Below are 21,542 nucleotides of genomic sequence, written 5' to 3' on the forward strand. Positions count from 1 at the left end.
CTAGCCCTTCTGCAATTCTTCTAAATTTGTCAATCAGTTTTTGAAAAGGTGCCGGAGCACCTTTTTTGTTAGTAATCAGGATCAATTACCTGCTATTAAAAAGTTATGAAAATCTCGATAAACCGCCTTAAAAAATACATTGCTCTCACTGAAAGCCCCGAAGAAATTGCCGCACTCTTGACCCGATCAGGTCTGGAAGTGGAAGGCGTGGAGGAGTTTGTTTCGCTACCTGGCGGATTGGAAGGAATCGTGATCGGAGAAGTGTTGACTTGCGAAAGACATCCAGATGCCGACAAGCTGAGTTTAACAACAGTTGATATAGGAGCGGGTACACCTTCACAGATCGTCTGCGGTGCACCGAATGTCGCCAAAGGTCAAAAGGTCGTAGTTGCCACTGTTGGAGCCAAGTTGTATCCGACTTCAGGTGAGCCTTTCGAGATCAAAAAAGCAAAAATCAGAGGACAGGCCTCCGAGGGAATGATTTGTGCTGAGGACGAAATCGGTCTGGGGACTTCCCATGCAGGCATCATGATCTTGGATACCGATCTTCCTAACGGAACTCCCGCTTCGGAATATTTCGAAGTTTCACAGGATCAGGTATTGGAGATTGGGCTGACGCCAAATCGAGCAGATGCCGCATCGCATTTGGGAGTAGCTAGGGACTTGAAAGCTTTGCTAGGCAGAGCAATTTGTCTTCCTGAGGAAAAGGAACTTTCAGTAGAAAAATCCGGCTCAGCCATTTCTGTAGAAGTGCAAAACCCGATTGACTGTCCCCGCTATGCTGGTGTTGTGTTGACCGACTTGAAAGTTGGTCCCAGCCCCCAGTGGCTTCAAAACTTCCTCAGATCATTGGATCTCGAGCCGATCAATAATGTGGTCGACATCACCAATTTCATTTTGCATGACTTGGGTCAGCCGCTTCATGCTTTTGATGCAGACAAGATTTCCGATGGAAAAATCATCGTAGGAAAGCTGCTTAAAGGAACGCCATTTGTGACATTGGACGGCAAGGAACGTAAGCTTTCCGGAGAAGAACTGATGATCTCTGACCCTCAAGGAGGACTTTGTATCGCAGGCGTTTTCGGAGGAAATCATTCAGGAGTGAGTGACCAGACGACTTCTATTTTCTTGGAATCCGCTTATTTTTCACCTGATGTGATCCGAAAAGGTTCGCAATTCCATGGGCTGAAAACAGACGCTTCGTTTCGATTTGAAAGAGGAACAGATCCGAATATGCCAGTTTATGCGCTGAAGGCTGCGGTGAAATTGCTTCAGGAGATTGCCGGAGGGAAAGTTGCATCAGAAATCATCGATCTATATCCGGAGCCTGCACAGGATTTTGTAATTGAAGTGAGCTACGGCCATATCAACCGCCTCATCGGAAAGAAAATCGCTCCTGCTGAAGTGAAATCCATTTTGGAAAGTCTGGACATCAACGTAGAAAATGAGACTGAAGAAGGATTCACCGCGATTGTGAAGCCTTATCGAGTGGATGTCACCCGAGAGGCTGATATCATTGAGGAAGTGCTTAGAATTCACGGATTCCATCAAGTGGAGCTGTCTGAAAATCTTCGCACGGACTATCTCGCCGAGCATCCGGTCAAAGACCTAAATAAGCTGCAGTATCGAATGACTGAAATGCTTGCTGGTCAGGGATACTTTGAATTGATCACCAATAGCCTGACCAAGCCAGTGTATGCTGAAAAATCCGGCTTTTTGGATCCTGCCTCGAACGTAGAAATATTCAACAAGCTCAGCGAAGATTTGGGCGTGATGCGTCAGACCCTACTTTTCAATGGCTTGGAAGTTTTGGCACATAATATCAATAGACGTCAGACTGATCTCAAATGCTTTGAATTTGGTACAGTATATCAGAAGACGGCTGAAGGCTACAAAGAGGGAAGGCGTTTGGCAATTTTCCACTCAGGTAATCGTTCTGCTGAAAGTTGGCTTGAGCCAGCTAAGCCTTTTGGAGTGCCGGATATGCTAGCCACCGCTGAGCGGATTATGACTCGATTGAACATCCAGATTTCCAAAGTGACCAAAATTGAAGAATCTCCTTTTGAAGTAGGATTGAGTCTTAAGATTGGAGAGAAAGAAGTGGGCAAAATCGGACTCGTAGACGAAAAACTACTGAAGTTGGCCGAAGTCAGACAGGAGGTTTGGTTTGGGGAATTCGATTGGGATCTTTTGGTGAAGAAAGCTACGGGGCTGAAGAAATTCGAGGAAATCTCCAAATTCCCGGAAGTTCGGCGCGATCTTTCCCTTGTGATCGACAAGTCAGTCACTTATGCTGAAGTTGAGCAAGTTGCCAATAAGGTAGGAGGAAAGCTTCTGAGAAGAATCGGAGTATTCGATGTCTATCAGGGAGACAAGATAGATTCGGGCAAGAAAGCCTATGCACTGAGTTTTTACCTTCAGGATCAGGAAAATACACTTACCGATAAGGTAATTGAGAAAACAATGAGTAAATTGATTCAAGCCTTCCAGGATCAGGTAGGCGCTATCATCAGAAGCTAAAAATGATTCACGAAGAACTGCAAAAATTGGAAAAACTGGCGGTACAAGTCAGTAAAAAACTGGAGTCAGTGACCGCTGAGAATGAGCAGCTAAGAGCTCGATTGGCAGCGCTGGAGCGGGGAATTGAAGACAAAGAGCAGGAAATCCATCATTTTAAAAATAAGATTAAAATTAGTAACATTGTGGACAACCGACCGGTGAATCCAGAGGATGCCACCGAAATGAGTGACTTAATCAATAATTATATACAAGAAATTGATCATTTGATCACATACCTTTCCGAATGATATGGAGACGCTGGCCATCAGAGTGAAAATCGGAGAAAGGGAGTATCCCATGCGAGTCAAGCCTGAAGATGAGGCCAAGATCAGACATGCTGGGAAGCTGATTAATGAGAAATTGAGGAAATATAAAGCCGAATTTGGTTTGGATGATTTTCAGGATTTGCTTGCCATGGTCGCTTTTGACTGCATGGTGGAATCGCTGGAGACCAATGAGGTCAATGCTGAAGACAGCGAACATGTTCGCAGTAGTCTTGCTCATATTTCAGCTTTGCTGGCCAAAGCTGTTTGATTATTGATATCCACTTATTTCTGGGATTTTCGGAGCCGGTTAGGTAGTATAACTATATAAATACCTATGGCAGACGTACTATTTATCATCCTGGCCGCTTTGGCTGGATTAGGTGGAGGAGCCGCTTTGGCGGGATTTTTCATCAAAAATAAAAATGCGAAGTTGGAAGAGGAGACCAAAGAAAGGGTCAAATCCATGCTTCGGGAGGCTGAACTTACAGCCGAAACAATCAAAAAAGACCGAATTCTTGAAGCAAAGGAAAAGTACCTCAAGTTAAAGTCGGAGTTTGATGAGGAGATGAATACTAAAAAGAACCTCATCATCACCAACGAAAATAAGGTCAAGCAGCTGCAGAGCCAAGTTTCGAAAGAGCAGGAAGCACTCAAGCGCAAGGAAGCGGAACTCGACAGCAAGAAAGAAAACTTAAACGCACAGCTTCATTCGGTTCAAGTTAAAAAAGAAGAACTAGACCGAATCACCAACCAGCGGATCGCAGACCTGGAAAAAGTAGCTGGTCTGACACGCGAGGAAGCCAAGGAGCAGATCATCAATATGCTGACCGAAGAGGCGCAATCCAAAGCTTCTTCTCAAATCAAAGATATCCTCGATGAAGCGAAGTTGACTGCTACCAAGCAAGCGAAAAAGATTGTCTTGGATACCATTCAGCGTACAGCTACAGAGCATGCCGTGGAAAACTGCGTGTCTGTATTCAACATCGAAAGTGACGACATCAAAGGTAAAATCATCGGTCGTGAAGGTAGAAATATCCGAGCGCTCGAAGCTGCTACCGGAGTCGAGATCGTAGTAGATGATACCCCTGAGGCGATCATTATTTCCGGATTTGATCCGGTCAGAAGAGAGATTGCGAGACTTTCCCTTCACAGGCTGGTTCAGGATGGTCGAATCCACCCTGCCAGAATTGAAGAGGTGGTTGCAAAAACGGAAAAGAACATCGAGGAAGAAATCGTCGAAATCGGCGAGCGTACCTGTATCGATTTGGGAATTCATGGTCTGCATCCCGAATTGATCCGAATGGTCGGACGAATGAGATTCCGCTCCTCCTACGGGCAGAACCTGTTACAGCACTCTCGTGAGGTAGCAAAACTGGCGGCAACTATGGCTGCTGAAATGGGACTAAATGCCAAACTGGCTAAGCGCGCAGGATTGCTCCATGATATTGGAAAGGTCTGGCCAGAAGAACAGGAACTACCACACGCGGTGTTGGGAATGGAGCTCGCAAAACGATACAAAGAGCATCCTGAAATCTGCAATGCCATCGGGGCTCACCACGATGAGATCGAAATGACGTCGATGATTTCACCGATCGTTCAGGCTTGTGATGCGATTTCCGGATCCAGACCAGGAGCACGCCGTGAGATCATGGACAGCTACATCAAGCGTCTCAAAGAATTGGAAGAATTAGCCCTTGCTTTTGACGGAGTCAACAAATGCTTTGCGATGCAAGCAGGTAGAGAACTTCGAATTTTGGTAGATGCAGATAATGTCGATGATCAGCGGGCAGGCAAGCTTTCTTTTGATATTTCTCAGAAAATTGAAAAAGAAATGCAATACCCAGGCCAAATCAAAGTGACGGTGATCCGTGAAATGAGAGCTGTCAATTACGCCAGATAATTTCACATTTGGATGAATACAAGATGGCAATTACCTTTAGGTAGTTGCCATTTTTGTTTTGTATGAAACCAAACTACTATTTAGCCAGCCGGGTCTCTTGGTGGATGGAGCAAGCCCGCTTTTTATTGTTCAAGAGGAGCCTGACAGCTTCGGACTTGGGTTTTCTTGAGCGGAATTTCCCTTTTTATTGTAAATTAAATCCTAGGCACAAAAAGGAATTTTTGGTCAAGTTGGAGATGATTCTATCGTCAAAGAAATTTGTCCCAAGAGGTGGACTGGAGGAGGTTTCATCTGAAATGGAAGTGCTCATCAGTGCCACCATTGCGATGGTTACCTTTGGTTGGAAGCGTCTTCGACTCGCCCACTTTCATACGATCCTCGTTTATCCCAACGCTTATTTCAGTACCTCAAACAAAACCTATCACAGGGGGGAAGTCAATCCCAGATTTGGGTTGATTGTTGTTTCTTGGCGCTGCTTCGTGGAGGGATTTTTGGATACCAAAGACGGGGTGAATCTTGGAATCCATGAGATTGCTCACGCGCTCAAACTGGCAAATCAAATTGAATCAGACGGAGAAAAGGAGTTTGAACCTCATGCATGGGCGAAATACAAAAGCTTGGTACCTTTCGAACTGGAAAAAGTAAGAACTGGGGAAAATTCCCTTTTCCGCGAAGCGGCCACACTCAATGAGCATGAGTTTTTTGCGGTTGCGCTGGAGAATTTCTTTGAGCGGCCATGGCAGTTCTTCCACGAGAGACCGGAGCTTTACCAGGCGATCGTCCAATTGCTAAAACAGGATCCGAGAGTTTGGGAAAAACCGGAAGGTCATTGAAACTTGTCTTTTTTAGCTGACTATAATCCTTCTTGACTTTATCTCCTCAGAACATTAGCTAAACTCTCCCAATGAAATTCGAACACTTTGCACTCAATGTCCCCAATGCATCCGAAATGTCGCTTTGGTATGAAACTCACCTCGGATTGGCCGTGGTGAAAAAGATGACTGAATCGCCATTTATGACTTTTCTCGCAGATGACAGCGGGACGATCATGCTGGAAATCTACAGCAATCCCAAGGGCGAAACGCTTGATTTCAATAGCTACCATCCTTTGGCAGTCCATTTGGCATTTGTGTCAAAAGATCCAGCTAAGGACAAAGCTCGACTGATAGAAGCTGGTGCTATCGAAATTAGTGATGATAATTTGCCGGACGGCTCACATTTGGTCATGCTTCGTGATCCTTGGGGTGTTTGTATTCAGTTTTGCAAAAGAGCTGTTCCGATGTTGAAAGCCAACTAATCGAATTTCGGAATTCCGACCTTTTTTCTCGTTCTTGAAACCTATGAAGGACGTCCTGATTCCCTTTGATGAGTTAGTTTCTGCCCTTAAGCAGATTTTGTTGCAGGTTGGTTTCGAAGAAAGTCGGGCAGATCGATGCGCCACACTTTTTGCGAAAGCAGATCTGGATGGAGTCCGATCCCACGGAATCAATCGCTTTCCACTTTTTCTGGAATTCATCGAAAAGGGATATGTCAAACCGAAAAATTCTCCCACACTGTTCAGTGAAATCGTGCTTTTTGAGCGCTGGGATGGAAATTTGGGACCGGGAAATTTGAATGCCGAGTTTGCAATGGACCGAGCGATCAAGCTTTCCCGAGAATTTGGGATCGGTTGTGTGGCTTTGGCCCAAACCAATCATTGGATGCGGGGAGGGAATTTTGGTTGGCAGGCTGTCGAGGCCGGATGTATCGGAATTTGCTTTACCAATACCAAGCCTAATATGCCTGCTTGGGGCGGAAGTGAACCGATCCTCGGGAATAATCCGCTTGTAATCGGAATTCCCAGAAAGGAATCGCCTGTGGTGCTTGACATGGCGATGTCCCAGTTCGCCTATGGACAAATGAGTTTGTACGCTCAAAAAGGTGAGAATTTGCCTTTTGAAGGAGGGTTTGACTTGAAAGGAAATCTAACTAAAAACCCAACCGAAATACTTGAAAATCACCTAGCCTTACCGATGGGTTTGTGGAAAGGAGCGGGGCTTTCTTTGGTTCTGGATTTATTGGCCAGTGTTTTTTCCGGAGGAAATTCCACGCACGAAGTGGATCACAATGGCGATGAATATGGGCTTTCTCAGGTGTTTCTATGCTTTGATCCAATTAAGTTGGGATTGGCGGAATGGATGGAGACCAAGATTGACAGCGTCCTTGATAATCTGAAAAATTCTGCCGTTTTTGAAGGGGAAGCAGTTCGGTTTCCCGGGGAAAAAGTCTTGGAAACCCGAGCCAGAAACCTGGAAAATGGAATTCCTGTGGCAGAATCCACTTGGGCAAAAATCCTTAAACACGTAGAGAAATGAAATCGAGCCTGAATATAGGAATCTCACTTGGTAGGATAACTACAATAAATGCGAGATTCCATGTGACTTTTAAAAAACAATTGTAATCACATGAAAATTGGAATCATCGGAACTGGATCAATTACCGGAAAGCATGCGCAGGCAATTGCTGAAATTGAAGGAGCGGAATTGGTTGCTTTGTACAATCCCAATCCTGAAAGTGCCGCCAAAGCCAAAGCTCAGTTTGGGCTTCTTGTTTTGACAGATCTTGAAGAATTTTTGAAGGTTCCCGACATGGAAATCGTCTGTGTCTGCACGCCGAGCGGGATGCATTTGGAGCCTGCATTAGCTGCCGCAAAAGCGGGAAAACACCTCATGATTGAAAAACCGATCGAAATCAATCTCAAACGTACTGACGAATTAATTGCTGCTTGCGCTGAGAACAAAGTAAAACTTGCCGTGATTTTCCAAAACCGATTTACTGAAGATTATCAAAAGCTGAAAAGAGCGGTATCGGAAGGAGTTTTTGGTCGACTCCTCATGGGCAATGCCTACGTGAATTGGTTCAGGGATTCTGCCTATTATTCTACCAGCAATTGGAAAGGGACTCTGGAAGCGGACGGTGGAGGTGCATTGATCAATCAGGGGATTCATACGGTTGATTTGCTCTTGGATTTGATGGGTGATGTCAAAAGCGTCTTTGGGCAAGTACAGACAACTTTATATCCCATCGAAGGGGAAGATTTGGGAGCGGCCATCGTGAATTTCAAAAATGGAGCTTTGGGAAATATCACTTCAGCCACAGCATTATATCCTGGATATCCGGAGCGGATCGAAATTTTCGGGACGGAGGGGAGTGCCATTCTGGAAGCCGGCAAGCTAACCCAATGGAATATCAAAGAAAGTTCAGAAATTGTCAAGCCAAGCCAAAATTCCGGAGGTTCTGGCGCTTCCGACCCAACAGCGATCGGGCATCAGTTACATTTGGCCCAGTGGAAACTTTTCCTCAGAGCAATTCAGGAAGATCAAACTCCAGTGGTCGATGGCGAAACTGCCAGAAAATCAGTGGAACTAATCCGGGCGATCTATTTTTCTTCTAAAAAAGGGAAAATAGTAGCGTTTCCTTTTGAGGATGAGGATTGAAAGAATAGGCTGAAATCTATTTTTGATTTAATCGCTTTTTGTCTCCTTTTAAATCGCATTTAAATCGATTTCGTAATTTCTGGGGATTCTAAGCTAAGAAAATCCAATATTGGTACTACTTAGTCAGTAAACCCAATCCCATGCAAAAGACCCTCACCGTATTTCTATTCTTGATTTTTGCGGGAGCTTTATCCTATTCCTGTAACAGTCCACTCGACGTCAAAATCATCAAACTGGGCCATGCCCAAGTCGTCAATCATCCAGTCCATGAAGCCATGCTATTTATGGCAGAGCAAGTCGAAAAGAAATCCAATGGCAAGATCATCATGAAAGTCTATCCCAATCAGCAATTGGGCTCTGAGCGGGAATTGATAGAGCTTTTGCAGATCGGGAGTTTGGGGATGACAAAAGTATCTGCAGCAGCTTTGGAAGGTTTTGCTCCGACGATGCAGGTTTTTGGCATGCCGTATCTTTTCAGGGATGATGCGCATCAGCGGAAAGTTTTGGAAGGAGAAATCGGGAAACAGCTTTTGCTCGATGGGGAAGAATTTTGGCTTCGTGGACTGACCTATTATGACGCGGGGAAACGGAGCTTTTACACCAAAGACAAACCCGTAGAAACTCCTGCCGATCTCGCCGGCCTCAAAGTGCGCGTGATGGAAAGTCCCACAGCCTCCAATATGGTCAAAAGCCTGGGAAGTTCGCCGACTCCGGTTTCCTACGGAGAACTTTATACAGCATTGCAGCAGGGAATTGTGGATGCTGCAGAAAATAATCCTCCAAGTTTGTACACTTCAAAGCACTATGAAGTCTGCAAGTTTTACAGTCTGGATGAGCATACTGCCATACCCGATGTAGTGATCATCAGCACAAAAGTATGGGAACGACTTACACCTGAGGAGCAAGCTTGGGTGCAGGAAGCTGCAGACGAATCGGCCAAGTATGAGTATGAGCTTTGGGCAAAGTCTACCGCAGAATCCATGCGAGAGCTAGAGGCTGCTGGAGTGACGATCACCTATCCAGATAAAGAGCCATTCCGAAAAGCTGTGGAGGGGGTCTACGAAGAGCTCAAGGTCCAACAGCCTGAGATTTATGAGATAGTGAGTGCGATCAGAAAAGTCAATTAACCCGAAATCCCTCAAAAAACATGTTTTCAAGTTCCTCCAAATCCAAATTGGACCATGTAATTGCCACGATGCTTGTCATCTTGATGGCATTGATGGTGCTGAATGTGACCTGGCAAGTCACTTCCAGATATGTATTTAAAGATCCGAGTTCCTTTACAGATGAACTCTCCCGCTACATGCTCATTTGGGTGGGAATGCTGGGAGCGGCCTATGTGGCAGGGAAAAATGAACACCTAGCCATTGATGTGATTCTGACCAGTCTTCGGGAGAAAACGCAAAAACGAATGTTGGTTTTGGTTAGTCTTTTGGTGTTGACTTTTGCAATGACAGTGATGGTCATCGGAGGATCAAATCTGGTGTACATCACTTTTATTCTTGGGCAGAAGTCAGCAACATTACAGATTCCACTTGCCTATGTCTATGGTATCATTCCTTTCAGTGGTTTGCTGGTCACCTATTACCAAGTGTATGCAATCACCCAATTGAATCATGACCTAAAATCCGCCAAATAATGGATATCCTAAGCATTTTAGTTCTCGTTTTATCATTCCTTTTTTTTCTTGGAATAGGAGTTCCGGTAGCATGGAGTCTTGGACTTTCCAGCATGTTGACCTTGATGGTGACAGTGGCTACCATGCCTGCAATTACTACAGTGGCCCAGCGGATGGGGACAGGATTGGATAGTTTTTCTTTGCTGGCAATTCCCTTTTTCATCCTTGCAGGCGAACTCATGAATCGTGGAGGAATCGCAAATCGCCTGATTGAGTTTGCCAAAGCGCTTACCGGTCGACTTCCAGGTGGCCTGCTTCATGTGAATATTGTGGCGGCAATGCTAATGGGGGCGATTGCAGGTTCTGCAGTGGCGGCTGCTTCTTCGATGGGAGGGATTTTGGGTAAAAGAATGGAAAAGGAGGGCTATCCCAAAGAACTTGGGGCCGCGGTGAATATCACTTCTTCTACCACGGGTTTGATTATTCCTCCTTCCAATGTCTTGATTGTGTATTCTTTAGCTTCGGGTGGCGTTTCTGTCGCAGCACTATTTGTGGCGGGGTATTTACCTGGATTTTTGGTTGGGCTGCTTTTGATGATTACAGCAGCCATCATGGTGAAAATCAAAAAACTTCCTGCAGGTGAGGCTTCTTCCATGGGTTTGGTTTTTTCTACCTTTTGGAGAGCAGTTCCGAGTTTATTTTTGTTAATCGTGGTGATCGGTGGAATTATTGGCGGAGTATTTACAGCAACAGAAGCATCGGCCATTGCGGTAGTTTACAGCTTGGTACTTACCCTGATCTATAGAGAAATTGGCTGGAAAGATCTTCCTTCTGTTTTATTGAAATCCGCTGAAACTACGGCAGTCGTTATGCTACTGATCGCCACATCTATGGCGATGTCTTGGGTAATGTCGAGCGAGGAAATTCCCCAGCGGATAAGCAATGCCATGCTTTCACTGAGTGACAATATCATTGTCATTCTGATATTGATCAATATCCTGCTGCTATTTGTGGGTGTGTTTATGGATATGACTCCGGCGGTTTTGATTTTCACCCCGATATTTCTGCCTGTAGTCACAGATTTAGGAGTGGATCCTGTTCACTTTGGGATCATGATGGTACTCAATCTGTGTATCGGACTTTGTACCCCACCGGTTGGATCGATTTTATTTATTGGAGTGGGAATTGCGCAGACGACTATTCAGAAAATTATCAAACCTCTTTTGCCCTTCTTTTTTGCAATGATTGTGGCTTTGATTCTGATCATGCTATTTCCGGAAATTACACTTTGGCTGCCGAGGCAATTTGGGTTGTAGAAAGACAATAGCACCAAGATGCCAAAAAAAAGATCTCCCTTTAGACTTTCAAGTTCCTTGAGGGGGGCTAGTATCTACGCAATTTTCCCGCAGATTTTCGCAGAAAAAGACACAGATTCTCACAGATATTTCATCCATTAATTTGCCCCACTGGTCCTCAATTAGGCGAACCAACTATTAACCCTTAACCAATATCTCTTTAACTCATACTGTTTACTGCGACTGAATTCTGATCACTGGCTTCGATATACGCTACTCTCGTAGCTCCAGTGCTCAGCCTGACACCGATGTCGGCCTGAGCAGAGTCGAAGGGTCACTTCCTTTCCACTTCCCTCAAATTCTCCATTTTCTTATTTCTCAAGAAGCCGTTGATGTCTTCGAAATGTTCTTTTACCCGCTTATTGCCAAATTCAAAAACTTTGGTCACCAAGCCATCCAAGAAATCCCGGTCGTGAGAAACGACTACCAAGGTACCGTCAAAAGCTTTCAAGGCATCTTTGATGATGTCTTTGGTTTTCATGTCCAAGTGGTTGGTCGGTTCATCGAGTATCAACAAGTTGACGGGTTCTAGCAATAGTTTGATCATAGCCAATCGGGTCTTTTCTCCACCAGAAAGCACTTTAACTTTCTTGTTGATATCGTCTCCCTTGAACATGAAGGCTCCCAACAGGTCTTTAATCTTGGTTCGGATTTCGCCTACTGCGATCTGATCGATTGTTTCGAATATGCTTAGGCTTTCATCCAATAGCGAAGCCTGATTTTGCGCAAAATACCCGATCATCGAGTTGTGTCCGAGTTCGCATTTGCCTTGGAATTCAATCTCTCCCATGATGGCTTTCATCATAGTAGACTTTCCTTCTCCGTTTTTACCTACGAAAGCTACTTTCTGCCCACGCTCGATGGTCATGGATGCGTTTTTGAAAACGACATGATCGCCATAGCTTTTGCTCATGTCATCCACGATCACGGGATAGTTCCCGGATCTTGGGGAAGGAGGGAAACGCAGTTTCAGTGCCGAGCTATCCACTTCATCCACTTCGATGAGTTCCATTTTCTCAAGCATTTTCACGCGAGACTGGACTTGAAGTGTCTTGGAATAGGTGCCTTTGAAGCGATCGATGAATTCCTGAATGTCAGCAATCGTCCGCTGCTGTTCTTCGTAGTGCTTCTGCTGCTGCTCTCTGCGTTCTTTGCGAAGCTCCAAGTAGTGACTGTATTTGGCTTTGTAGTCGTAGATTCTTCCCATCGTCACTTCGATGGTCCGCGTGGTGATATTGTCCACAAAAGCTCTATCGTGGGAAATCACTACGACAGCTTTGGCTTTGGTCATTAGGAATTCTTCCAGCCATTGAATAGACTCGATGTCCAGGTGGTTTGTCGGTTCATCGAGCAGGATCAAGTCGGGCTTTTGTAGAAGTATTTTTGCCAACTCAATCCGCATTCTCCAACCTCCCGAAAACTCAGAAGTAGACCTAGTGAAATCCGCTCGCTCGAAACCTAATCCAAGCAGCACTTTTTCAACTTCTGCTTCGTAGTTCACTTCCTCGATGGCGTAAAATTTCTCGCTGAGTTCGGAAACCCGCTCGATCAGTTTGTAGTAATTATCCGATTCGTAATCAGTCCGGACGGTAAGTTCTTCATTGATTTTTTCAATTTCTGCTTTCATCTCAAGGTAGCTGGCAAAAGCTTTCGCAGTCTCTTCCATTACAGTGCAATCATCTGCAGTCAATAAGTGCTGGGGAAGGTAGGCAACCACATAGCCTTTTGGGGCGGAGACCGCTCCGGAAGTCGGCTTACTCTGTCCTGCGATGATCTTGAGCAGGGTGGATTTACCGGCTCCGTTTTTACCCATCAAGGCGATTTTATCCGAATCATTGATAGCAAAAGAGATATTGCTAAAAAGCGGTGTGCCGCCATGCATGACGGTAACATTGTCAACTGAAATCATGAATTTTGAAATTGAAGATGCAAAGGTAAGGATTGGAAGATTGAAAAATTGGAAGATTGGAAAATTAGCTACGAGCCAATTGTCCATGGACCATAGTTTTTTGACTCAGATTTCTTCCAACTATGGTCTATGGCCTATGGACTATAGACCATAAAAACTTAACTTCGCCCCATGCTTGTAATTGTCACCGGTGTCTCGGGTACGGGTAAAACCACACTCGGTTCTCTTTTGGCCGAAAGGCTCCAACTTCCTTTTTTCGATGCAGATCATTTTCACCCCGCTGAAAACATTGCTAAAATGAGTGCGGGGCATCCCTTGACCGATGAAGACCGGGTTCCTTGGCTCAAGGCCTTGGCGAATCAGTTGAAAGAGTCTGAAGTAAAAGGGGGAGCAGTGTTGGCTTGTTCAGCGCTGAAGAATACCTATCGGGAAAAGCTCAAGGTTTCTGAAAATCTCCGTTGGATCCACTTGATCGGTGATCGGGATTTGATTTGGGAGCGCATGCTTGCTCGCAAAAACCACTACATGAAGGCAGGAATGCTGGATTCCCAATTTGCTACTTGGGAAAAACCACAAACAGGCTTTGAACTTGATATATCCGGGACTCCAGAAGAATTGCTTGCGGAGTCTCTTCATTACTTAAAAACTCAACCTATGAACATGAAAATGGGCGTGATCGGAATGGGTGTGATGGGCAAAAGCCTAGCACTGAACCTCGCAGAAAAGGGCGTTCCGGTATCTTTGTACAATCGATTTGTGGCAGGAAAAGAAGAAGGAATCGCGCAGAAAGTTCTTGTCGAGAATCCTGAGTTTTCCAATATGCTGGCGTTTGAGGATTTGGAAAAGTTTGTCGATTCGCTAGAGAAACCGCGTCGGATTCTGATGATGATTCCAGCAGGAGCGGCTATCGATGCACAATTGGACACCTTGATTCCACATTTGGAAAAGGATGATTTGGTGATCGATGGGGGGAACTCCTTTTACATGGATTCAGACCGAAGAGTCACCAGACTGAAGGAGCTCAACATGCATTTCTTGCCTATGGGTGTTTCAGGAGGAGAGGAAGGAGCCAGAAAAGGCCCGTCGATTATGCCTGGAGGAAATGCAGAAGGCTATGCGATGGTGGAGGATTTCTTGGGGAGAATCTCTGCAAAAGATAAAAACGGTAAACCCTGCGTAACCTATGTCGGTCCGGGAGGATCGGGACATTTTATTAAGATGGTTCACAATTCCATCGAATACGGTGAAATGCAAGTGCTAGCCGAACTGGTTCACCTGCTCCGATTTGGTTTTGGCTGTTCACCTGAGGAGGTTTCTGCTATTTTTTCAGATTGGGCAAAAGGCGAATTGAAATCTTACCTTTTGGAAATCACGGCCGATTTGCTTCTTTTCAAAGAAAACGGAGAGGTGCTCTTGGATAAAATTCTGGATCAGGCTGGGCAAAAAGGAACTGGAGCTTGGTCATTGATTACGGCTTTGGATTATGGAGTACCTTATAGTCCACTCGCCGAAGCGGTAAATGCCCGTGGTGTTTCCGGTGAAAAAGCAATGCGAGTCGCATTTTCCAAGACTTTTAAGCATGAGTTTGTGAAAGTAAATGGCTCCCTTGAGGAGTGGCTTCCAAAGATCAAATCGGCCTATGCGCTGGCTCGGATTATCAACCATGAAGTGGGTTTCAGACTGATGAAAACTGTATCTGACACCAAAGAGTGGAGCTTGAATTTTAATGAAATTGCCAGAATATGGACCAATGGATGCATCATCCGCTCTGGTATAATGGAGAATATCTCGGCTAATTATTCCGATCAGATTTCATTTTTTGAGATTCCGGGAGTGAAGGAGCAGGTCGTGTCAGGAAGAAAAGATCTGGCGGAAATGATTGGACTTGGATTGGTGAATGGATTTGCTCTTCCTGTGATGAGTGCAGGATTGAATTATTTATTGGGAAGAATGACGGCGGAGTCCAGCGCTTCGGTCATTCAAGCGCAGCGGGATTACTTTGGGGCTCATACCTATCAGCGAAAAGACGATCCAAGCGGGAAGTTTTACCATACAGAATGGACTAAGTAAGTACGAGGTAGGAAACTGGAAATATGCAGGGCTGGAGAAATTCTAGCCCTTTTTTATTTCTCACAGATGACACAGATCATCACAGATTCTCTACCCACCGCTCTCCTTTCACAAAAATCCTCCCGCGCTCTGCGGTGAAATTAAAATATTCCACCATCGGATAGGTTTGCAAAAGGGAAAGGGCGAAATTATGTCACCAACCCTAACCTTTGCCGATATGAAGCCTGCTAAAATTCTGTTTTGGCTCTTTTTTCTGAGCTTTTTTGCCCCTAGACTTCTTTTTTCCCAAGAACTTCTCATCAATCATGTCAATATTATTACCATGGAGGATGACCAAGTACTGGAAGATCACTCCATCTATGTGAAGGATGGAATCATCCTGGAGATCGCCCCTGAGGAAGAAATTAGCGTGGCCGGAATTCGTACGCTGGATGGTCGGGGAATGTATATTTTTCCGGGTTTGGCAGAGTTTCATGCACATTTGCCAAATCCAGATCAATATGGACCGGAATTTCAGCAGGAAGTCCTGTGGCTATACTTGGCCAATGGAGTGTTGCGAATCCGAAGTATGTTAGGACATGAGTCGCATTTGACTTTGAAAAAACGCGTGGAGAATGGGGAAATACCCGGTCCACGGATGTTTATCTCGGGACCTTCGCTCAATGGGAATTCAGTGGTAGATCCAGATGCAGGCAGGCAAATGGTACGCGACCAAAAAGCTGCAGGATACGATCACTTGAAGCTTCATCCCGGGTTGGATACGCCCAAGTTTTTGGCGATAGCCGATGAAGCGAAAAAAGTGGGAATCTACTATGGTGGACATGTTTCTATGGATGTGGGTTTGGTGACTTCATTGACTAATGGCTACCGATCCGTGGAGCATATCGATGGGTATCTGGAAGCAATGGTTACTGATAAATCCAAACTTGACCCTACAAAATCAGGACCTTTCAATATGCTCGCAGTAGGTGATGTTGACAGGGATTTACTATCGGGTTTGATTGATTTGACCTTGGAAGCAAAGGCTTATGTTGCGCCGACCATGACGCTTTTCGAGCGATATTTTGGCTTTCAGCCTGCCTACGAGTTGCGTCAACAGCCTGAAATGTTTTACCTCCCCGGACAGCTTGTTACGCAATGGTTCAATACCAAAACACAATTGGAAAGTAGTGGCGTACTGGCTGAGGCCAAGGTGAAACCGTATTTGGAATTTCGTCAGTGGCTTTTCCTCGAACTTCACAAAGCGGGAGTTCCCATGATCATGAGCTCGGATTCCCCTCAGGTCTTCAATGTGCCCGGTTTTTCCATCCACCGAGAAATCGAATCCATGTCAAAGGCAGGTATGTCTAATTATGAGATTTTGAAAACCGGTTCCATAAATTGTGCAGACTATTTCGAACAGGCTGGAGATTGGGGAGTATTGAAGCCCGGTGCCGCAGCGGAGTTTGTGATGGTTCAAAAGAACCCTCTGGAAGATCTCACCACCATGCAGAAGCCCCAGGCAATCATGATCGGTGGTAAATTTATCCAACGGGATGAACTCATGCTGGAGTTAAATCTGATTCGGCAGAAATACATCAGACAATAAATTTACGAGTTACGAAGTACGATTTACGAGGAAGTCTTGAACTTAAATCCCGTTAAACCAAAATTGGACTTTCTCTAATTTTCCAATTTTAAAATCTTTCAATTTTGCAATTAGCTACCCTATGAAATACACCTCAATCCTAACGGCCGCAGCGCTACTTTTGACAGCGATCGCCTGCGCTCAAAAACCAACCCAAGAACCTATTAAAGAAGAAATAAATCTTATGATCAAAGCAGAACAAGTGGCTGAACACCAAGGTCAAGCAGTTTTTCATTATGTCCTAGACAATGGCTCCATGCAAGTGGAACTATCGAATTATGGAGGACTGGTTTTCAAAATCAATGCTCCTGACAAAAATGGGGATCTCGAAAACATTACCCTTACCCTGGATAGCGTGCCTGAGTTTATTACCAAGCCTAACCCATTTTTCGGAGCAACAGCAGGCCGTGTGGCCAACAGGATCGCAGATGGTCAGTTTACTCTCGAGGGACAAACCTATCAGCTTGCCAAAACTAACGGTGACAATCACCTCCATGGGGGCGTAGAAGGCTTCAATAAGAAAGTATGGACTCCGGAAACCTACTCCAATGACTCGGTAGTTGGGGTGAAAATGACATACCTCAGTGTAGATGGGGAAGAGGGCTATCCTGGAAATCTGGCATCAACGCTATGGATGGAACTGACGACCGACAATGTGCTTCGAATCCGATTTGAAGCGACCACAGACAAAACGACAATTCTAAACCTGACCAACCATACCTACTTCAATCTTGGCGGAGTGAAGCGGGATGTGCAAGATCATGAGTTTCAGTTCTGGGCGGATGCCTACACGCCGGTGGATGATGAACTGATCCCTACTGGCGAGGTCAAAGATGTTACCGGAACTCCTTTTGATTTCCGTACGCCAAAGATTCTCGGTGATCAGATTGCAGCCAATGCAGGCGGATTTGATCACAACATGGTGATGAAAATGGAAGAGTCCGATGAAATGAAGCACTTTGTGAGAGTTCGTCATCCCGAGAGTGGCCGCGTGATGGACATGTACTCAGACAATATGGGGGTGCAGTTTTATACCGGCAACTTCATTTCCAATTTCGCAGGAGCCAATGGGAAAACCTACGATACCCACTGGGGCTTTTGCCTCGAATCTCAAAACTGGCCCGACGCCATCAATCACGAAAACTTCCCAAGTCCGATCTTAAAACCTGGAGAAAAGTACGAGCACAACATCGAGTATAGATTCTCGGTAGAGAAGTAATAAAGAAACCCTCCAAGTTTGAAGAGCTTGGAGGGTTTCTTTGTTTTTTGTTAGTAGTCAATTCGGGAAAATTCCGAATTAGGTGTGAAAAAATTGCAGGGCTTTAAGTTTCTATCATTTTTTTCGAAATGCTGTTTTTATATAGATCTTCAATAGGAAAGCATAAGTCAAAGTCGTTCCAGTCGAGATTGCCATCTTTGACTTTAAAGCTTTGGAATAACTCCTCGTTTAAATATTTCTGGATCGCAGAATGATTGGATTCTTCTAAAAATGGTTTGAAATCAACAAGAATTTTGTGGCCATCATTGAAAGTCAAGCGGATGGCAAAATCTCCGATGAAATTTGCTTCAGCAATTGCTAAATGATCTTGATCCTTTTCTGTATAATATCGCTCGGTGATTTTCATGGCCTAAAGTTTCCGGGTAATTTTTTCAAAGCTAATTTCCTTGTTGTAAACGAAATAGTCAACCCATTTGGACACTACTTTTTCAGAATAAATTTCCAGAAATTCCTTAAGGCTGTTAAGATCGCTCCCTTTTAGGGGTTTCTTTCCTTTCACATTTGTAAGTATAATTTCTTTAATCAACCCACCTTGGATGATTATCTCGGCCTTACTTTCAAATTCTCCTTTTCGGGCATGAACATGGATTGGTTCATGCTCATTGGAATAAAAGAACAAGATAATTCCGAGGTATTCATAAATTTTAGGCATGGTTCGGTATTTATTTAGTTCTTTTTCAGAGTCTTAAATATATATTCATTTCTCATAAAGTCCATTTGCCACCAACCCCTGCACCTCCTCAAATCCCTGATAGGCACAGTTCACCGCTTCAGAATCTTCGACTGGCGCATACCCTCCAAGGGACTTAAAGCCATTGGAGGGTTTTGTCATTTTTGGAAGTCAATTCAAAAAAATCCAGAATTAGGTATGAAAAAATTACAAGCTTGCTTTTAATTGGAAGTTTTCCCCGATTGCCCGAATCACTTTTAGAATGGTTTCAAACTGAGGTTTGGAATCTGGGGAGAGTGCTTTGTAAAGGCTTGGACGGCTGAGACCCGTTTGTTCAGCAATGCGTGACATTCCTATCGCTTTTGCCACATGGCCAAGCGCAACGATGATTTCTTGGGCATTTCCTTTTTCGAGTACCGTATTTAAGTATTCCTGAACCATCTCCTCATCATCGAGGTACTCGGCAATGTCAAATTTTGTAGATTTCATTTTAGTTAGAGCAATCTAAAAAGCCCTCATCTTTCGTTTTTTTAAGAGATAAAAGAGCATTGTCTTTTAAAACATATTTCGAATCCAATAAATCATCATCAATTTCTGGACTCAACTCAAGAAAATTCCCATTGATATTCCAAGTCCCTGAAATGTATCCTTTCGACTGACTACACCCATTGTAGCTAAAACGGAATGTGCTGTCTTTCAATAACACTAATGATTTGCCATAAAGCCCATGCTCTCCACAATAAGATCTGTAAACATTTAGATTTAGGGTTTCATTTGTATAAAAAAGTAGAAATCCAGATAGTATAGATGAAATAGAAATGATTCCAATAAGAGTTGTAGCTCTTTTCGGAGCATTTGACTGTCTCGCTTTAGAAAAAATCCGCTTCATAAATTTTTTCTTTGTGGGGGTTTTACCTAAGATATAATGTAATTTTTAATTATTCATTTTAAATGATTTGGTTTCAAGCAATAGACAAAAGTTTTTGCAACTGGATGAATGTAAATGGCATATTCCGAAAGAAAAAACTTGTAATTCTCTTCCTCTCGAAACAAGTTTTCAAGCCCATTTGCATAAGATCAAACATGGAAAAAAGTACCAGATTCAAATTGAGCTTTTGGTGTGGGCATTCTGAGAAATTTAATTCAATTTACTCTTCAATAATAATAAGTAAAAAATAAACTCTCCAATCCTCCAAGAGACTTAAAGCTCCTGGAGAGTTTTGGCCACCACCCCCTGCACCTCCTCAAACCCCTGATAGGCACACACCACCGCTTCAAAATCTTCCAGATTTCCTAGGTGCTTTAACGCCAAAGGATTCCCAAAGTGGATCAAAATACAAGGTTTGCTTTTAGCCAATTCATTGATTTCATCCAGTACGGTTTGATCCATCCCGAATTGATTCAGTGGCTTATGACTTGGGACAAAAACAGCCAAAATCACTTTTTCTGCCTGATCGAAAGATGAAATTGAAAGATTCAGCTGCTGGGAAAAAAGACTTGGGTTTTGGGTGAAAAATTCCCGGTAACCCAGTTTTTCGTCTTTTGCCAAAGTCTCAAGTTCGGCGGGATTTATCTCACCTGAAAGCACAGAAACATAATTTTCTGCCAGGTCTTTTTGGAGTTGGGAATAGCTTTCCCAGTCGAAGGATGGAACTTCAAGGTGCTTGCTTTCCATCACGCCCAAGCGTTTTTTCAAGGCCATGACTTTTTCAAAAACCGCCTCCACTTCAGAATCAGTGGCATGTTTAGCAATTTTTTCAATTCCATCCTTTACATGATCAGAAAAGCACAGGATGTCATTTCCTGCATAGAAAGCCTGCCATTCGAGTTCCCCAGGCTCGGGATGAAGATTGGCAACTGCTTTCATATTTAGCGCATCAGAGATCACTAAGCCATTGAAACCCATTTCGCCTTTCAGCAAGTCAGTAATCAACTCTCGGCTGATGCTTGCCGGGATGTCTTTTCCTCCGGTCAAAGCAGGCACAGCCAAGTGTCCAACCATGATCATCTCCACCCCTCGGTCGATGCCATATTGAAAGGGAAGCAATTCCTCCGCTGCGAGTTCAGCTTTGGTTTTATGCAAAATCGGCAAACCCAAATGCGAATCCGTGGCCGTGTCTCCATGTCCTGGGAAATGTTTCAAACAGGCTCCGATTCCAGCTTTTTTCATTCCTGTGTAGCCGGCAAATGCTAATTCGGCAACTTTCTCCGCTTGATCTCCAAAGGAGCGGTACCCGATCACGGGATTATTTGGATTGGTGTTCACATCGGCGCAGGGAGCGAGGTTCAGGTGAATACCGGATCGCTTCATATCCATTCCCATGAGATATCCGACTTCTTCCACCCAAGTAGAAGCATCTTTTTTTAAGGCTCCCAATGTAATGGCAAAAGGATATTGAGGCGTCTTTTCTACCCGCATTGCCAAGCCGTATTCTCCGTCAATACTGATCAATAAAGGAATTTTGGAAATGGCTTGGTAGCGATTGATCAGGCTAATCATCTTCTCAAAAGTGCCGGTGACATCCAAAACTTCTGCTCGTTTTTCGAAGTTGGCAGCAGCGGAATGACGGCTATGAAAAAAGGTCAAACCTCCAATTTCTTGCTCGCGAATCAAGCTTTCGATAGCTCGATAATTTTCTTCTGTATCGTGAATAAAAGCCGCAGGAGAGAAGCATTGGGCGATTTTTTGAAGTTTGTTCATCATGTTTTCGATTTTCTCTTCGACATTCAATATTCAGCGTTCGACATTCATTATTAAAAAAAGGATCGAATATCGAACATCGAATGATGAATACTGAAGTTTTAGAATTATG

The 21,542-nt window shown here is 44.2% G+C and carries 21 protein-coding genes; 14 read left to right on the top strand and 7 right to left on the bottom strand.

The window, feature by feature from the left end; translation table 11 throughout:
• The first annotated feature begins 105 nt into the window (after positions 1-105).
• The 11 genes from pheT to DK188_RS13630 all read left to right on the top strand — a co-directional run bounded on the left by pheT (position 106) and on the right by DK188_RS13630 (position 11,135).
• Positions 106-2,520 (top strand): phenylalanine--tRNA ligase subunit beta, encoded by a 2,415-nt coding sequence (pheT, locus tag DK188_RS13580; protein ID WP_111671365.1) that lies wholly within the window; start codon positions 106-108, stop codon positions 2,518-2,520.
• A 2-nt stretch (positions 2,521-2,522) separates the two neighbouring features.
• Positions 2,523-2,807: a hypothetical protein gene (locus tag DK188_RS13585; RefSeq protein ID WP_111671366.1), complete on the top strand. Its 285-nt coding sequence runs from the start codon at positions 2,523-2,525 to the stop codon at positions 2,805-2,807.
• A 1-nt stretch (position 2,808) separates the two neighbouring features.
• Positions 2,809-3,093: a cell division protein ZapA gene (locus DK188_RS13590; RefSeq protein ID WP_111671367.1), complete on the top strand. Its 285-nt coding sequence runs from the start codon at positions 2,809-2,811 to the stop codon at positions 3,091-3,093.
• A 66-nt stretch (positions 3,094-3,159) separates the two neighbouring features.
• Complete coding sequence (gene rny, locus DK188_RS13595; RefSeq protein ID WP_111671368.1) at positions 3,160-4,725, top strand: ribonuclease Y; 1,566 nt, start codon at positions 3,160-3,162, stop codon at positions 4,723-4,725.
• A 62-nt stretch (positions 4,726-4,787) separates the two neighbouring features.
• Positions 4,788-5,558 (top strand): zinc-dependent peptidase, encoded by a 771-nt coding sequence (locus DK188_RS13600; RefSeq protein WP_232825736.1) that lies wholly within the window; start codon positions 4,788-4,790, stop codon positions 5,556-5,558.
• A gap of 71 nt (positions 5,559-5,629) precedes the next feature.
• On the top strand, positions 5,630-6,022 hold the full coding sequence (locus DK188_RS13605) for a VOC family protein (protein WP_111671369.1): 393 nt from the start codon (positions 5,630-5,632) through the stop codon (positions 6,020-6,022).
• A 43-nt stretch (positions 6,023-6,065) separates the two neighbouring features.
• A complete protein-coding gene (gene yiaK, locus DK188_RS13610) occupies positions 6,066-7,079 on the top strand; it encodes a 3-dehydro-L-gulonate 2-dehydrogenase (protein ID WP_111671370.1) in 1,014 nt (337 codons plus the stop codon).
• A 90-nt stretch (positions 7,080-7,169) separates the two neighbouring features.
• Positions 7,170-8,201 carry a Gfo/Idh/MocA family protein gene (locus DK188_RS13615; RefSeq protein WP_111671371.1) on the top strand — a complete coding sequence of 344 codons (1,032 nt, stop codon included), beginning with the start codon at positions 7,170-7,172 and terminating at the stop codon, positions 8,199-8,201.
• Positions 8,202-8,341: 140 nt separating this feature from the next.
• A complete protein-coding gene (locus DK188_RS13620) occupies positions 8,342-9,328 on the top strand; it encodes a TRAP transporter substrate-binding protein (RefSeq protein WP_111671372.1) in 987 nt (328 codons plus the stop codon).
• 20 nt (positions 9,329-9,348) lie between these two features.
• Entirely contained in the window at positions 9,349-9,840 is a 492-nt protein-coding gene (locus DK188_RS13625) for a TRAP transporter small permease (RefSeq protein WP_111671373.1), read from the top strand.
• Positions 9,840-11,135, top strand: a complete 1,296-nt coding sequence (locus tag DK188_RS13630) for a TRAP transporter large permease (RefSeq protein WP_111671374.1) — start codon at positions 9,840-9,842, stop codon at positions 11,133-11,135. The genes DK188_RS13625 and DK188_RS13630 overlap by 1 nt, the downstream gene beginning before the upstream one ends.
• A 313-nt stretch (positions 11,136-11,448) precedes the next feature.
• Here the strand turns inward: DK188_RS13630 and DK188_RS13635 are convergent, their stop codons facing one another.
• Positions 11,449-13,083 (bottom strand): ABC-F family ATP-binding cassette domain-containing protein, encoded by a 1,635-nt coding sequence (locus DK188_RS13635; protein ID WP_111671523.1) that lies wholly within the window; start codon positions 13,081-13,083, stop codon positions 11,449-11,451.
• Positions 13,084-13,254: 171 nt separating this feature from the next.
• On the opposite strand from DK188_RS13635, the gene gndA reads away from it, so the two are divergent.
• From gndA to DK188_RS13650, 3 genes are all read left to right on the top strand, one after another.
• Positions 13,255-15,153 (top strand): NADP-dependent phosphogluconate dehydrogenase, encoded by a 1,899-nt coding sequence (gndA, locus tag DK188_RS13640; protein ID WP_111671375.1) that lies wholly within the window; start codon positions 13,255-13,257, stop codon positions 15,151-15,153.
• A 217-nt stretch (positions 15,154-15,370) separates the two neighbouring features.
• Complete coding sequence (locus DK188_RS13645; protein WP_111671376.1) at positions 15,371-16,741, top strand: amidohydrolase family protein; 1,371 nt, start codon at positions 15,371-15,373, stop codon at positions 16,739-16,741.
• Between the two features lie 121 nt (positions 16,742-16,862).
• Entirely contained in the window at positions 16,863-17,999 is a 1,137-nt protein-coding gene (locus tag DK188_RS13650) for an aldose epimerase family protein (RefSeq protein ID WP_111671377.1), read from the top strand.
• Positions 18,000-18,102: 103 nt separating this feature from the next.
• Here DK188_RS13650 and DK188_RS13655 read toward each other — a convergent pair whose 3' ends face one another.
• From DK188_RS13655 to DK188_RS13675, 6 genes are all read right to left on the bottom strand, one after another.
• The gene (locus tag DK188_RS13655) at positions 18,103-18,405 is read right to left on the bottom strand and encodes a DUF2442 domain-containing protein (protein ID WP_111671378.1); all 303 of its coding nucleotides are present in this window, start codon (positions 18,403-18,405) and stop codon (positions 18,103-18,105) included.
• A 3-nt stretch (positions 18,406-18,408) separates the two neighbouring features.
• A complete protein-coding gene (locus DK188_RS13660) occupies positions 18,409-18,711 on the bottom strand; it encodes a DUF4160 domain-containing protein (protein ID WP_111671379.1) in 303 nt (100 codons plus the stop codon).
• Positions 18,712-18,756: 45 nt separating this feature from the next.
• On the bottom strand, positions 18,757-18,891 hold the full coding sequence (locus DK188_RS21775; RefSeq protein ID WP_262512137.1) for a hypothetical protein: 135 nt from the start codon (positions 18,889-18,891) through the stop codon (positions 18,757-18,759).
• 45 nt (positions 18,892-18,936) lie between these two features.
• Positions 18,937-19,218 (bottom strand): addiction module antidote protein, encoded by a 282-nt coding sequence (locus DK188_RS13665; protein ID WP_111671380.1) that lies wholly within the window; start codon positions 19,216-19,218, stop codon positions 18,937-18,939.
• Position 19,219: 1 nt separating this feature from the next.
• Positions 19,220-19,618, bottom strand: coding sequence for a hypothetical protein (locus DK188_RS13670; RefSeq protein ID WP_111671381.1), 399 nt, complete (start codon positions 19,616-19,618; stop codon positions 19,220-19,222).
• Between the two features lie 312 nt (positions 19,619-19,930).
• Positions 19,931-21,430, bottom strand: a complete 1,500-nt coding sequence (locus DK188_RS13675; RefSeq protein WP_111671524.1) for a glycoside hydrolase family 3 protein — start codon at positions 21,428-21,430, stop codon at positions 19,931-19,933.
• Positions 21,431-21,542 lie beyond the last annotated feature (112 nt).

Source organism: Algoriphagus litoralis (assembly GCF_003259255.1).
Classification (GTDB): Bacteria; Bacteroidota; Bacteroidia; order Cytophagales; family Cyclobacteriaceae; genus Algoriphagus; species Algoriphagus litoralis.